This is a genomic window from Methylobacterium sp. GC_Met_3, from assembly GCF_026540775.1.
Taxonomy (GTDB): domain Bacteria; phylum Pseudomonadota; class Alphaproteobacteria; order Rhizobiales; family Beijerinckiaceae; genus Methylobacterium.
In genome coordinates this window covers 25,489-39,598 of record NZ_JALNUL010000024.1, presented here as the reverse complement: position 1 = coordinate 39,598, position 14,110 = coordinate 25,489, and the positions used below count along the sequence as shown (strand labels likewise).

Here is a 14,110-nt window from a genome sequence, read left to right as displayed (position 1 = left end):
ACGGCCCCGTGAAGACACAGAACCCGATCACGGATTCCAAAGGACAAGTCCTTTGGCGGGTGCAGGGCAGGGCCCTGCGGTACGGATCCTGGACCCCCGTTCGGGGGTCCAGGATCCGTAGGCCGGGGTTTCACCCCGACACCCCACCAAAGGGACGGGGTCCCTTTGGAAACCCATCAGCCCCGGCTGCCCCCGCGCTCGCCCATGCCGACCCGGCCGAACAGGCCGTCGCCGGCCACGACCACGAGGCGCCGGACCTCGCCCCGCAGGAAGGCCTGTAGGAAGCGGTTGTAGTCGCGGAACGAGACACAGCCGTTCGAGGCGCCGGGCTGGCGCAGCATGTAGGTGTGGGCGAGCAGGCCGTCGCGGCCGTGGATCGAACCGCTGCCGCCGACCGGGGTGAGGCGGATCGCCCGCACCCCGTGGAACAGGCGCTCGCGCTCGGTCAGCATGTAGGTGCCCGGCGGCGTCGAGCCGCGCATGCGCAGGTGGACGAAGCGCGGGCTGTCCATGGCCTCGCCGAGGCCGGAATGGGCCTCCAGCACCTCGCCGGACGGGAGCGTCACCGTGCGGGCGGTGATGTCGTAGACCGCCGTGCCGCCGACGGATTCGGGCTCCGGGCTGATCCGGGTGCGCGGGGCCGCCTGCGGCAGGGTATCGGGGCTGGCATAGGCTAGGGCCTGACGCGGCTCCAGCCGGGGCGCGGCGGCGCCGACGCCGAACAGCTTCTCGAAGAAGGACGGCTCCTCCGCCATGGCGGCGCGGAACACGTCGCGGGTGCGGGGCAGGGCGCGGGCCGCCACCCGGGCGGGCAGGGCGGCACGCGGTGCGGCAGGCTGCGGCCGCAGCTCGGCCGGGCGGGCCACCGGCAGCGGCACCAGGGCGGATGCCGGATTGGGCACGAAGGCGGCGGGGGTCGGCTCGGCCATGGCAAGCCGCAGGGGCGCGGGCGCCTGCGTGCCAGCAATCCCCTTGGGCGCGGCCAGCCCCTTGGACGCGGCGACAGGCGCGTCCGGGGCCTGCGTGGTCCGGATCCGCTCGGCCTTGACCTGCTCAGCGCGCGCGACCTGCCGGGCGATCTCCCGGACCGCCCGAGAGGGCTCGGACAGGGCGACCTGGGTTGTGGCGGCGACCTGGAAGTCGGTCGGCAGCGCGGCGCCGCCGAAGTCGGTCGCGGCGCCGGAGCCCAAAGCGGGACTGGGATCGAGCATCCAGGCGAGATTCGGCTGCGGCGCGGCGTGCGGCGCGGTGGCGAGGGCCGGCCGCAATGCGGGCCCCTCGGAGGGGGCGGGGCCCTGCGGCTGGATGAGGATCGCCCAGCCGGCCAGGGTCACGGCGGTCAGGCCGATGAGCCCCGTGAGACGGGCGCGGCGGCGGGCCCGGCGCATGGCGCTCGGGTAGGGCACACGGGTGCGGGCGACGGGATCGTAGAGCGTCTCGACGTAGACGATGCGCTGCGGCGCGGCCCGCCGCACGGGCTCCGCGACCTGATACGCGGTTCGGGACATTGCAGCCTGAGCCATTCGGGGAACTCGCGCACGCGCTTCCCCGGAGGCAGCCGCCGCCGTTCGCCCGCGGAAGCCGTTTCCGCGCACGTGGCCTGGGTTGCCCACCTGGGAAGGACATCAACCGTCCACCCATTAAGCGGCCTTATGGTTAAGTCTTGCTGAAGACGCGCACGCCGCCGCGAATACGCGTTCAGGACGCCTGCGCGGGGGTCTCCATCGGCGCGTCCATCGGCCCGTGCCGGCGCGCGACCAGCAGGCAGAGCAGGGCCACCGGCACGCCGATCAGGGACGTGCCGACGAAGAACCACGTGAACCCGGTCCATTCGATCACGAAGCCCGAGAACCCGGCGAGCAGGCTGCCCGGCAGGGCGCAGAGCGAGGTCAGCAGGGCGTACTGGCTCGCCGCATGCGCGGTGGCCGAGAGCCGCGACATGTAGGTGATCAGCACGATCGACGCGAAGGCGTAGGCGAAGCCGTCGATCCCGACGGTGAACGCGAAGGTCCAGAACGCCGCCCCGCCATGGCCGCCGTGCCACGCGAGATAGGCGAGCGCGAGGTGCGAGGCCGAGGCCACCACGGTGCCGATCAGCAGGCTCGCCATCATGCCGATCCGCGGGATGATGGCGCTCGCCAGGAACGTCCCGCCGAGCGCGATCCAGAAGCCGAACAGTTTCGTCACCGTGGCGATGTCGGTGTTGGAATAGCCGAGCGTCTTGAACAGCGGGATCGCCATGGCGTTCGAGACGTAGCCGGGCATCCGGAAGCCCGCGACCAGCGCCAGCACCGGCACGGCCAGCGGCCCGAGGCGGGCCAGCAGGTCGCGGATCGGCGCCCAGACGGTCTCGACGAAGCCGCCGGTGGCGGGGGTCTCGGGGGCGGGGGGTTCGGGCGCCAGCAGCGCCGCGATCGTGCCGGGGGCCATGAGCGCGGCCATGCACAGATAGGCGACGCGCCAGCCATACGCGTCGGACAGGTAGAGGGCGCCGGCCCCTGCCGCGAGGTTGCCGATCCGGTAGCCGATCTCCGACCACGACGACATCAGCGCCTGCTGCTCGGGCGGTGCGGCGGTGATGCGCCAGCCGTCGATGACCACGTCCTGGGTGGCACCCGCGACGCCGAGCGCCAGGGAGAACGCCACCGTCCAGGCGAGCCAGTGGGCCGGATCGCCGAAGGCGACGCCCGCGAGCGCCAGCGCCACCAGGATCTGGGTGGCGACGATCCAGCCCCGGCGCCGGCCGAGCCAGCGGCCGATGAGCGGCGCGTCGTGACGGTCGAGGAAGGGGGCCCAGAGGAACTTGAGCTTGTAGGCGATGGTGAGTTCGCTCATCAGCCCGATCGTGGCCAGCGGCACCTTCGCCTGGACGAGCCACGCCGACTGGGTCGCGTAGACGAGCAGGAACGGGATGCCCTGCGCGAAGCCGAGCCCGAGCACCGCGGCGACGCGCCGGTCGGCGAACAGGGGGGCGAGGAAGGCGCCTGTGGCGGCCTTCACCGGCTCGGGCGCGCCGGTGACCGGTGCCGGGTTTGCCATCCACGCGTCTCCTGAGTTTCAGGGAGGAGAAGCAGAGATGCGCTGTCAGCGCAACGATCAGGCCCTGCGATGGCACGGCGCGACGGCGTGCGGGAATCACGCTATGCTGATGCCGTGAAAGGACGGCGACGGAGGTCGACATGGACGCCCCCACGGTCCTCACGGCCGCCGAGGCCCAGGGACAGGCCACCTACGGCATGGCGAACCTGCGCTCGAAGACCACAGGTTTGCCGTTCATCGTGTTCATCTCGCAGAGGGGCGGCGCCCGGCACGACGCCCGCGTGAAGGTCTCGCTCGGACCTCGGGTCCAGCCCGATCAGATGGGCTCGTATCAGGTGAGACCCTTCCGATACACGGACGGCCCACGCCTCGATCCCGCCGACGAGGCGCGCCTGAAAGCCTGGGTCGCGCTGAATCGCGACGTGCTCATCAGCTACTGGGACGGGCACATCGAGTTCACGGAAGACGCGATCGACTTGCTCAAGCCGGTGTGAGTCCACGCCGGCTCAGGCCCTCACAAGATCGTCACGCCGCCTTCTTCGCCCGCCCGGCGATCGTCACCAGGCTGCGCAGTACCTCGGTGGCGGTCTTGAGCCGCGCCGGGACGGTGTTCAGGTCGCGCACGAACACCACGCTCATGTCGGGCCGCACCTTCGCGAAGGAGGCCTGCTCGGCGACATAGGCCACCAGCCCCTGCGGGTTGGCGTAGGACTTGTCGCGGAAGTGGACCACCACGCCCTTCGGCCCGGCCTCGACCTTCTCGACATTGGCCTTGAGGCACAGGATCTTGATCGTGCCGATCTTGAGGAGCTGCTCCACCTCGGGCGGCAGCGGCCCGAACCGGTCGATCATCTCGGCCCCGAAACTCTCCATCTCGGCATCGTCCTGGATGGTGGCGAGCCGCCGGTAGAGCGCCAGCCGCACCCCCAGATCCTCGACGTAATCCCCCGGGATCGTGACCGGCGCGCCGAGCGCGATGGTCGGCGACCACGCCTCCTCGGGCAGGTCCTCGATGCCGGCCTTGAGCGCGGTGACCGCGTCTTCCAACATCTGCTGGTAGAGTTCGTAGCCGACTTCCTTGATGTGGCCGGACTGGGCGTCGCCCAGCAGGTTGCCAGCGCCGCGGATGTCGAGGTCGTGGGAGGCGAGCTGGAAGCCCGCGCCCAGCGTGTCGAGGCTCTGCAGCACCTTGAGCCGCTGCTCGGCCTGGGCGGTGAGCTGGCGGTTGGCCGGGGTCGTGAACAGCGCGTAGGCCCGGGCCTTCGAGCGCCCGACCCGGCCGCGCAGCTGGTAGAGCTGGGCCAGACCGAACATGTCGGCCCGGTGGACGATCAGGGTGTTGGCGGTCGGGATGTCGAGGCCCGATTCCACGATCGTGGTCGAGAGCAGCACGTCGAACTTGCCCTCGTAGAAGGCCGTCATCACGTCCTCGAGCTGGCCCGCTGCCATCTGACCGTGGGCCACCGCGACCTTGATCTCGGGCATCTCGGTGTCGAGGAATCGTTTGACCTCCGCGAGATCCTCGATCCGCGGAACCACGTAGAAGGCCTGCCCGCCGCGGTAGCGCTCGCGCAGCAGGGCCTCCCGGATGGTCAGGGGATCGAACGGCGTCACGAAGGTGCGCACCACCAGCCGGTCGACCGGCGGCGTGGCGATGATCGACAGTTCGCGCACGCCCGTCATGGCGAGCTGGAGCGTACGCGGGATCGGGGTCGCCGACAGCGTCAGCACGTGGACGTCGGCCTGCAGCGCCTTCAGCCGCTCCTTGTGGGCGACGCCGAAATGCTGCTCCTCGTCCACGATGATCAGGCCGAGATCCCTGAATGCGATGTTCTTGGCCAAGAGCGCGTGGGTGCCGACCACGATGTCGACCGTGCCGGCGGCGAGACCGGCGCGGGCCTGCTTCATCTCGGCCGCGGAGGCGAAGCGCGAGAGCTGTGCGATCTGAATCGGCAGTCCCGAGAAGCGCTCGGCGAACGTGCGAAAATGCTGGCGGGCCAGCAGGGTGGTGGGCACGATCACCGCCACCTGCTTGCCCGAGATCGCCGCCGCGAAGGCGGCGCGCAACGCCACCTCGGTCTTGCCGAAGCCGACATCGCCGCAGACCAGCCGGTCCATGGGCCGGCCGGCATTGAGGTCGTCGAGCACCGCATCGATGGCGTTGGCCTGATCCTCGGTCTCCTCGAACGGGAAGCGGGCGGCGAACTCGCCGTAGAGCCCCTCCGGCGCCTTGAGGGCCGGCGCCTTCCGGACGAAGCGCTGGGCCGCGACCTTGATCAGCTCGCCCGCCATCTCGAGGATGCGGCGCTTCATCTTGGCCTTGCGGGCCTGCCACGCGCCGCCGCCGAGCCGGTCGAGGGCGACCTCGGCATCCTCCGAGCCGTAGCGGGTCAGGAGCTCGATATTCTCTACCGGCAGCAGCAGCAGGCCGCCGGTGTACTGCAGCTCCAGGCAATCGTGCGGGGCGCCGGCGGCGTGGATCGTCTTGAGCCCGACGAACCGGCCGATGCCGTGGTCGGCATGGACCACGATGTCGCCGGGCTGGAGCGCCTGGACTTCCAGGATCACGTCCTGGGGCCGCTTGGCCTTGCGCTTCTGGCGGACCAGCCGGTCGCCGAGGATGTCGCCCTCGGACACCACGGCGAGTTCGCCCGCAACGAAGCCCGATTCCAGGCCCCAGACCGCCACAGCCGCGTCGGTGCCGCGCTTCAACGCGTAGACGTCGGTGAGCCGGGTGATCGCCACGGGCTTCTTCAGGCCGTGATCGGTGAGCACGCCGCAGAGCCGGTCGCGGGAGCCGTCGGACCACGCGCCCAGGATCACATGATGACCGGATCCCTGGAGGTCGCGGATATGCGCCACCGCGGCGTCGAACACGCTGGTGTTCTCCTCGGCCCGCTCCGGCGCAAAATTCCGGCCGGCCTTGGCGCCGCAATCGATCACCGCACGCTCAGGAGACTCGGGCTGCGCGAAGGGTGTCAGCCGCGCCACCGTGGCGGTGGCGATCCGCTCCTTCAGCTCGTTCGGCATCAGGTAGAGGGCGCGCGGCGGCAGCGGCTTGTAGGGGGCGACGCCGGCCTGCGGCGTCTTCATCGCGGCTTCGCGGGCCTGATAGTAATCCTGGACCAGCGCGATCCGCTCGGCGGCCGCATCCTCGACCTGCGGGTCGAACACCAGCGGCACGCCGCCGAGATAATCGAACAGGGTGTCGAGGCCGTCGTAGAACAGCGGCATCCAGTGCTCGAGGCCGGCATAGCGCCGTCCCTCGCTCACGGTCTCGTAGAGCCGGTCGTCCCGGGTGGCGGCGCCGAAACTCTGGATGTAGCCCTGGCGGAAGCGCCGGATCGTCTCGGTGGTGAGCTGGACCTCGCTCATCGGCATCAGGTCGAGGGAGCGGAGCTGGCCGGTGGTGCGCTGGGTCTCCGGATCGAAGGCGCGGATCGATTCCAGCGTGTCGCCGAAGAAATCGAGGCGGATCGGCGCCGGCAGGCCCGGCGGCGACAGGTCGAGGATACCGCCGCGCACGGCGTACTCACCGGTATCCCGCACCGTCCCGGTGCGCAGGAAGCCGTTGGCCTCGACCCAGGCGACCACGTCGTCCATGGCGACGACGTTGCCGATCGCCGCCGAGAACGCCTCCCGGGCGATGTGGGCCCGGGGCGGCACACGCTGTACCAGGGCGTTGACGGTGGTGCAGAGGATGCGCGGCCGGTCCTCGGCCGAGCGGGTCCGGGCGAGGCGGGCGAGCGCGGTCATCCGGGCGGCGGCCGTAGCCGTGGTCGGCGAGACCCGGTCGTAGGGCTGGCAGTCCCAGGCGGGCAGGCTCATCACCTCCATCTCGGGCGCGACGAAGCCGAGGGCCGCCTGGAACGACGCCGAGCGCCCGGAATCGCGCGCCACGTGGACCAGCACGGCCGGCGCATCGACGGTGGGGGCCAGCGCGCGGGCGAGGTCGGCGAGCGCCAGGGCGTCGAACCCCTCCGGGGCGCTCGCCAGGACCGGGCTGTCGCCGCGCTTGAGGGCGTCGATCGCCTGGGCGAGCGCCGAGGATTTCGGCAGGGCGAAGCGCGCGACCTGCTGTTTGGCGGGCGCGGGCGCGGAAGGCTTCGGTTGCGGCTTGGCCATCGGGTCTTTCGCGGGGGATCCCGCCGGGCACGTCAGGGGCAGAGGTCGGGTGGCGTTAGCCGATCGGGCCGCCACGATAAAGCGTTCCCGGGGTCACGGCTGAACGGACCCTATATGGCCGTTCTGCTGCAGTCACGGAACGGTTGTTGGGCTGCGTTTCGGGGAAGCGCGCCGCTGCTGGAGAGATGACGCGACAGGGGGAGCACCGACGAACGTTCCGGACGCGACGAGCCCCCTCTCCCGTGCGGGAGAGGGTTGGGGTGAGGGGCGAGAACGCTCAGGATCGAACATCGCCGCGCCGATAGAGCGCTCCTCTTCCTGAAGGCCCCGATCCCTTGCCCTGTCCCTCTCCCGCACGGGAGAGGGGACCCGCGCCTCGTCCGGCGATGACGGGGAAGAGCATTGCATCACCGTCGGCCAAGCCCTCGATGGTGTCTTCACCGTCGTCTACACCTTGCGCGGACCGGGTGACGCGGCTCGTCACCGCTTGGCCTGCGAACAGGAAGGAGCGCGCACGCGATGGCGCACGCTGACGCGATCACCTTCACCCGCTTGGCGGACGGTACGCTGCTGCAACGGCAGCCCGACGGAACGTTCCGGCCTGTCGCTACCGACAGCGACCGTGGGCAGCTCGCGGCGCTCACCCAGGAAGCGATCGAGCACATGAGCTCATCCGACTTGGACCATCCCGGGCTCGACGACGCCTTCTGGGACGATGCCGCAACGGGCTCGCCGGACAGGGAGGCAGTCTCGATCCAGCGCGACAGCGACGTGCTGCGTTACTTCCGGAACGCCGGCCGGGGCCATCAGGCGCGGATCAACGCGGTGTTGCGGCGCCCCATGCTCGCCGTCGGGAAGGGGCGCTGAGCGCTTTCCCAACCGGCTCCTTCACGCATCCGGCCCGACGATCTCGGCCAAAGCCGCCTCGACCCGGCCGCGGAAGAAATCCGCGTTGGGCATGTCCTGGGTCATTGCCTCCGCGCGGGCCGTGGCCTGCCGCAGGATCTCGCCGCGGAGCGCCGGATCGGAGCGCTCCATCATCTCCAGCATGATCCGCACCACCAGTTCGGTCGCGATCGACCGGGCCGGGTGGTCGTAAGGAGGCTTGGGTTCGTCCATCACGGTCCCTCTCAGGAATGGATCGGCGCATCGTGCCGGTGGAACGCGCGCACGCGCTGCCAGACCGATGTGTCGTAGTTCGAAGGTGTCTCGACCTCGCCGGTGAGCCACTTGAACAGGTCGCGGTCCGGCACCTCGATCAGCGCCTCGAACTGGTCGAGTTCCGCCTCCGACAGCTCACCGATCTCGGCATCGGCGAAGCGGCCCATGATCAGGTCCATCTCGCGGATGCCTCGGTGCCAGGCGCGGAAGAGGAGGCGGCGGCGGCGCGGATCGAGGTCGGCGCTGGTGCGGGTGGTGCCGGACATTTTCTTCGGGACTTCCGGTCGGAGGGACGGGCGGGCGTTCATGCCAAGATAGGCGGCCATCCGCCGAGGATCCAGGATCCGGCCCCGGAGGCCCAGCGGGGCGAGGGCCAAAAAGCAATTGCCTCCGTCAGACGCTTCGTTATTTCGAATGCCAACGCCCCGCACGGGGCGGCGAGCGGGAGTCCAGCGATGCCGAAGGCGATCCGGGTCTACGAGTACGGCGGCCCCGAGGTGATGAAGTTCGAGGACGTGCCCCTGGCCGAGCCCGGCCCCGGCCAGATCCGGGTCAAACAGGCGGCGATCGGCGTCAACTTCATCGACATCTACTTCCGCACCGGCGCCTACAAGGCGCCGCACCTGCCCTACACCCCCGGCAAGGAGGGGGCCGGCACCGTCACGGCGGTCGGCGAGGGCGTGACCCAGTTCAAGCCGGGCGACCGGGTCGCCTACGGCTCGGTCGCCGATGGCTGCTACGCCGAGGAGGCGCTGATTCCGGCCGCGGCGGCCGTTCCGATCCCGGACGGCGTCGACGAAAAGACCGCCGCCGCCATGATGCTCAAGGGCCTGACCGCCGAGTACCTGCTGCATCGGACCTACGCGGTGAAGCCCGGCGACACGATCCTGTGGCACGCCGCCGCCGGCGGCGTCGGCCTGATCGCCTGCCAATGGGCCAAGCATCTCGGTGCCACGGTGATCGGCACCGCCGGCAGCCCCGAGAAGGCCGCGCTCGCCAAGCAGAACGGCTGCGACCACGTCATCCTGTACCGCGAGGAGGATGTCGCCAAGCGGGTGCGCGAGATCACCGGCGGCAAGGGCGTGCCGGTGGTCTATGACGGCGTCGGCCAGGCGACCCTGATGGGCTCGCTCGACAGCCTCGCGCCGATGGGCCTGCTGGCGAGCTTCGGCTCCGCCTCCGGGGCGATCACGGGGCTCGACCTCGGCCTGCTCGCCCCGCGCGGCTCGCTCTACGTGACCCGCCCGACGCTGGCGACCTTCTCGTCCAACCGCGCCACCCTGGAGGAGGCCGCCGCCCGTCTGTTCGAGGTGGTCGGCAGCGGCGCGGTGAAGATCGCGGTCAACGCCACCTACCCGCTGGCCGAGGCGCAGCAGGTGCATCGCGACCTCGCGGGCCGGGAGACCACCGGCTCGATCGTGATGCTGCCGTGACACCCGGCGCCTCCGACCTGCTCCTCGTGATCGACGTGCAGGTCGATTTCCTTCCGGGCGGGGCGCTCCCCGTCCCGGAGGGCGACGCGGTGGTCGGGCCGGTCAATGCGCTGCAGGGCCGCTTCCGCAACGTCGCCCTGACGCAGGACTGGCACCCGGCCGACCACGTCTCCTTCGCGGACAACCATGCCGGGCGGGCCCCGTTCGAGCGCGTGGCGCTCCCCTACGGCGAGCAGGTGCTGTGGCCCCGGCACTGCGTCCAGGGCAGTCCGGGCGCGGCGTTCGCGCCGGGGCTCGCCACCGACCCGGCGGGACTCGTAATCCGCAAGGGCCTGGATCCCCGGATCGACAGCTACTCGGCCTTCCTGGAGGCCGACCGGACCACCCGCACCGGGCTCGCCGGGGCGCTCCGGGAGCGCGGGATCAGCCGCCTCGTCCTATGCGGCCTCGCCGCGGATTTCTGCGTGGCCTGGAGTGCGCTGGATGCCCGTGACGCGGGCTTCGAGGTCTGGGTCGTGGCGGATGCAGTGCGCGGCATCGACGTGGACGGGTCGCTCGCGCAGGCCTGGGCGCGGATGGACGCGGCCGGCGTGCACCGGATCGAGGCGGCCGAGATCGGCTGAATCCCAGGGAGGCGAACCGCCGCACGGGTTGGGCGCGACCGCCCCCGCCCCGACGCGTTGGCCTGACATCCGCATCCGACAGGAGCCCACATGTCAGGCAAGCACCCCAAGACCGAGACCCCGACCGACGCCGACCTCAAGGGCAATCCCGGCATCGGCACCTCGAAGGGCATGACCGGTGCCGACCCGGCGGATCTGCAGGCGGATTCGACCTTCGAGGGCGACGTCGACAACGAGACGAAGCTCGACGGCGGCATCGACCCGAACCATCGTCCGCGCAAGAACGCCTGAAGACGAGCACCCGCGGTCGCGGGACGACCCCGGACCGCTCGACCGGTCCGGGGCCTCGGAATCCTCAGCGGGTGCGCGCCGGCGCCGGGCGGTTCTGGGGCGTGACCGGTCCGGTGATGGCCGGATCGCCGTGCGGTGGCGTCTGGATGAAGATCTGGCCGGGGCTCGCCGTATAGCCCCGCTGCATGGCGGCGTTGGCGGCACTGAACCCGGAGGTGCCATCGGCCAGGGCCGCGCCGGCTGAGGCGGTCAGCATCAGGGCCGTGGCGACGACAAGGGAAGCGCGTTTCGACACAAGCTGGCTCCTGCGGTTGGGTCCGACGCGCTCGGTGGCATCAGTCGGGATTCCCGCTATCTGGGTCTCCACAGGCCAAGACTGTGTGCGACACCGCACAATCGGCAGCGGATTGCAGTATGAAGCCGACTTTCCAGCTTCAGGTCCTGTCGTTCCACCCAGCGTTCAGAGCATCGTCTCGGAAGCTGGCCGCCACATTTCGGGGCGCGGCCTGCTAAAGTCCCAGCCCGAGCTGCATCGGCTCCTCATCCTCCCCCTGGGCGAAGCCCGACAGCGACACGCCGATCAGCCGGGCACTGCGCCGCAGCGGGAACAGTCCCGCGAGCAGATCGAGGCCGATCCGCTCCAGGCTCGCCCGGTCGGGCACGGGGGCGACGAGTGATTTCGCCCGGGTGACCTGGGCAAAATCCGAGAACTTGAGCTTCAGGGTCACGGTCCGGCCGCGCATGCCCTTGGCGACGGCGCCGGCCCAGACCTTGTCCAGCAGGGGTGCCAGCCGGGCGGCCAGGACCTCGAAGGCGGCGGTGTCCTCCGAGAAGGTGGTCTCGGCGCCGATCGACTTGCGCACCCGGTGGGCGCGCACCGGCCGCATGTCGATGCCGCGGGCGACCGCGTGGTAGTACCCTGCCGACGAGCCGAAGATCTCGCGCAGGCGCTCCGGCGCCCAGGCGCGCAGGTCCGCCCCGGTGTGGATCCCGAGCCGCTTCATCTTGGCCTCGGTGACCGGACCGACCCCGTGGAACCGGCCGATCGGCAGCGCGGCCACGAAGTCCGGCCCCATGGCGGGGGTGATGACGAACAGGGCGTTCGGCTTCTTGTGGTCGGAGGCCACCTTGGCCAGGAACTTGTTGTACGAGACCCCGGCCGAGGCCACGAGCCCGGTGCGCTCCAGGATCTCGGCCCGGATCGCCTTGGCCACCGCGGTGGCGGTGGGCAGCCCCAGAAGATTCTCGGTGACGTCGAGATAGGCCTCGTCGAGGGCCACCGGCTCGATGAGCGCCGTGTGCCGGGCGAAGACCGCGCGGATCTCCTCCGAGACCCCCCGGTAGACCTCGAAGCGCGGCTTCACGAACAGCAGGTCCGGGCAGAGCCGCCGGGCGGTGGCCGAAGGCATGGCCGAGCGGACGCCGAACGTGCGCGCCTCGTAGCTCGCCGCCGCCACCACGCCCCGCTCCCGCGAGCCGCCCACCGCCAGGGGTTTGCCGCGCAAGGACGGGTCGTCGCGCTGCTCCACGGAGGCGTAGAACGCGTCCATGTCGATGTGGATGATTTTTCGGAGCGCGACCTCCGGATCCATCGCCGCCTCGGAGATCCGCGGTTAGTTCCCGATCTGTTCTGAAAGAGCGCGGCGGGGTGGCCGGGTCAAGGCGTGTTGGATGGGGCTCAACAGGGATGTTCCATCCGCACCCTGGAGCGACCGATCAAGCTGGTCTGTCCCACCTCTTGAGGTGCGAGCGCAGCGAGCCTCGAAGGAGGGCTCCAGCCAGCCGCGCGATCCCTGGAAGTCTCCTTCGAGGCTTCCCCTGCGCTCCGGCACCGCCGGATGAGGGGGGCGGTTTGGAGGTTCTGTTCAACCGCCCGTGGCGGGTGACTGCCTCAGGCCACGCTGCCGTACAGGTCGTAGGCCTCGGCCCGCTCGATCTTCACGGTGACGATGTCGCCGACCCGCACCGGCCGCCGGAAGGCGGCGTGGACGGTGCCGTCGATCTCCGGCGCGTCGGCCTTGGACCGGCCCCGGGCGACCCCGCCCTCGACGGCGTCGACGATGATCGGCATCCGCTTGCCGACCTTGGCCCGCTGGAGCCGCAGCGCGATGCCGTTCTGGGTCTCCATGAACCGGCGCTTGCGCTCGGCCTTCACCGCCGGCGGCACGAAATCGCCCAGCGCGTTGGCGGTGGCGCCCGCCACCGGCTCGTATTCGAAGCAGCCGACGCGATCGAGCTTGGCCTCCTGCAGCCAGCCCAGAAGCTCCTCGAACTCGGCCTCGGTCTCGCCGGGGAAGCCGACGATGAAGGTCGAGCGGATCGCCAGATCCGGGCAGATCTGCCGCCAGCTGCGGATCCGGTCGAGCTGGCGCTCCTGATTGCCGGGGCGGCGCATGCGCTTGAGCACGGAGGGGCTCGCATGCTGGAGCGGCATGTCGAGGTAGGGGAGCACCTTGCCCTCGGCCATCAGCGGGATGACCTCGTCCACGTGCGGGTAGGGGTAGACGTAATGGAGCCGCACCCAGGCGCCGAGCTCGCCGAGTTCCTTGGTGAGGTCGTAGAACTTCGCGCGGACCTGACGGTCCTGCCACGGACTCTCACTGTAGCGGATATCGACGCCGTAGGCGCTGGTGTCCTGGCTGACGACCAGCAGTTCCTTCACGCCGGCTTTGACCAGCTTTTCCGCCTCGCGCAGCACGTCGGCGGCGGGGCGGCTGACGAGGTTTCCGCGTAGAGACGGGATGATGCAGAAGCTGCAGCGGTTGCTGCACCCCTCCGAGATCTTCAGGTAGGCGTAGTGGCGCGGGGTGAGCTTGATCCCCTGCGGCGGCACGAGATCGAGGAACGGGTCGTGGGCCGGCGGCACCGCCTCGTGGACCGCTGCCACCACCGACTCGTAGGCCTGGGGCCCGGTCACCGCCAGGAGGTCCGGGTATTTCGCGCGGATCTCCTCGGGCTGCGCGCCCATGCAGCCCGTGACGATCACCCGGCCGTTCTCCGCCATGGCCTCGCCGATCGCCGAGAGCGACTCCGCCTTGGCGGAATCGAGGAAGCCGCAGGTGTTGACGATCACCACGTCGGCGCCGTCGTGCCGGCGGGCCAGCTCGTAGCCCTCCGCGCGCAGGTGGGTGAGGATCCGCTCGGAATCGACCAGCGCCTTCGGGCAGCCCAGAGAGACGAACGAGATCTTTGGGGCCGAAGCCTTGAGATCCGAAGCCTTCGGAGCGGGCGTGGGGGCTGGCGTGGCGGTCATGGGCGCATTCGACAGATCGGACGCCGCCCGCGCGTGTGGCCGATGAGACAGCCATACGGAGCGCGAGGACGAGAATTCGGGATCATGATCTTATAGCGGTTCTCAACCGCCCGCGCGAGGCCGGCCGCCGCAGGGGTGTCCGGCTCCAGGCACGAGGCTACCGGATCACAACGGACTTCTGTTTA

At 70.4% G+C, this 14,110-nt stretch carries 13 protein-coding genes; 5 read left to right on the top strand and 8 right to left on the bottom strand.

All coding sequences use genetic code 11. The features are described 5' to 3' along the window. Window positions 1-176: 176 nt before the first annotated feature. Together OXS27_RS22090 and OXS27_RS22085 are read right to left on the bottom strand one after the other, a co-directional pair. A complete protein-coding gene (locus tag OXS27_RS22090) occupies window positions 177-1,523 on the bottom strand; it encodes a tlde1 domain-containing protein (protein WP_267358685.1) in 1,347 nt (448 codons plus the stop codon). Between the two features lie 175 nt (window positions 1,524-1,698). After that, a complete protein-coding gene (locus tag OXS27_RS22085) occupies window positions 1,699-3,039 on the bottom strand; it encodes an MFS transporter (protein WP_267358684.1) in 1,341 nt (446 codons plus the stop codon). 140 nt (window positions 3,040-3,179) lie between these two features. Here OXS27_RS22085 and OXS27_RS22080 point away from each other — a divergent pair, with 140 nt between their 5' ends. Next, entirely contained in the window at window positions 3,180-3,533 is a 354-nt protein-coding gene (locus OXS27_RS22080) for a hypothetical protein (protein WP_243918901.1), read from the top strand. A 31-nt stretch (window positions 3,534-3,564) separates the two neighbouring features. On the opposite strand, the gene mfd is transcribed toward OXS27_RS22080, so the two are convergent. Next, on the bottom strand, window positions 3,565-7,164 hold the full coding sequence (mfd, locus tag OXS27_RS22075; RefSeq protein WP_243918899.1) for a transcription-repair coupling factor: 3,600 nt from the start codon (window positions 7,162-7,164) through the stop codon (window positions 3,565-3,567). Between the two features lie 519 nt (window positions 7,165-7,683). Here mfd and OXS27_RS22070 point away from each other — a divergent pair. Then, on the top strand, window positions 7,684-8,031 hold the full coding sequence (locus tag OXS27_RS22070) for a BrnA antitoxin family protein (protein WP_267358683.1): 348 nt from the start codon (window positions 7,684-7,686) through the stop codon (window positions 8,029-8,031). A 21-nt stretch (window positions 8,032-8,052) separates the two neighbouring features. Here OXS27_RS22070 and OXS27_RS22065 read toward each other — a convergent pair whose 3' ends face one another. Beyond that, window positions 8,053-8,283: a hypothetical protein gene (locus OXS27_RS22065; RefSeq protein ID WP_243918895.1), complete on the bottom strand. Its 231-nt coding sequence runs from the start codon at window positions 8,281-8,283 to the stop codon at window positions 8,053-8,055. A gap of 11 nt (window positions 8,284-8,294) precedes the next feature. Next, window positions 8,295-8,591 carry a succinate dehydrogenase assembly factor 2 gene (locus OXS27_RS22060; RefSeq protein WP_243918909.1) on the bottom strand — a complete coding sequence of 99 codons (297 nt, stop codon included), beginning with the start codon at window positions 8,589-8,591 and terminating at the stop codon, window positions 8,295-8,297. A 189-nt stretch (window positions 8,592-8,780) separates the two neighbouring features. On the opposite strand from OXS27_RS22060, the gene OXS27_RS22055 reads away from it, so the two are divergent. The 3 genes from OXS27_RS22055 to OXS27_RS22045 all read left to right on the top strand — a co-directional run bounded on the left by OXS27_RS22055 (window position 8,781) and on the right by OXS27_RS22045 (window position 10,672). Next, window positions 8,781-9,758 (top strand): quinone oxidoreductase, encoded by a 978-nt coding sequence (locus tag OXS27_RS22055; RefSeq protein ID WP_267358682.1) that lies wholly within the window; start codon window positions 8,781-8,783, stop codon window positions 9,756-9,758. Continuing rightward, the gene (pncA, locus tag OXS27_RS22050; RefSeq protein ID WP_267358681.1) at window positions 9,755-10,381 is read left to right on the top strand and encodes a bifunctional nicotinamidase/pyrazinamidase; all 627 of its coding nucleotides are present in this window, start codon (window positions 9,755-9,757) and stop codon (window positions 10,379-10,381) included. The genes OXS27_RS22055 and pncA overlap by 4 nt, the downstream gene beginning before the upstream one ends. A gap of 90 nt (window positions 10,382-10,471) precedes the next feature. Then, window positions 10,472-10,672: a hypothetical protein gene (locus OXS27_RS22045; protein ID WP_243918883.1), complete on the top strand. Its 201-nt coding sequence runs from the start codon at window positions 10,472-10,474 to the stop codon at window positions 10,670-10,672. A 64-nt stretch (window positions 10,673-10,736) separates the two neighbouring features. Here the strand turns inward: OXS27_RS22045 and OXS27_RS22040 are convergent, their stop codons facing one another. The 3 genes from OXS27_RS22040 to rimO form a co-directional block, all read right to left on the bottom strand. Beyond that, complete coding sequence (locus OXS27_RS22040; protein ID WP_243918881.1) at window positions 10,737-10,967, bottom strand: hypothetical protein; 231 nt, start codon at window positions 10,965-10,967, stop codon at window positions 10,737-10,739. Between the two features lie 214 nt (window positions 10,968-11,181). Further along, window positions 11,182-12,264, bottom strand: coding sequence for a DNA polymerase IV (gene dinB, locus OXS27_RS22035; RefSeq protein WP_267358680.1), 1,083 nt, complete (start codon window positions 12,262-12,264; stop codon window positions 11,182-11,184). Between the two features lie 299 nt (window positions 12,265-12,563). Beyond that, entirely contained in the window at window positions 12,564-13,925 is a 1,362-nt protein-coding gene (gene rimO / locus OXS27_RS22030) for a 30S ribosomal protein S12 methylthiotransferase RimO (protein ID WP_267358679.1), read from the bottom strand. Window positions 13,926-14,110: the final 185 nt, after the last annotated feature.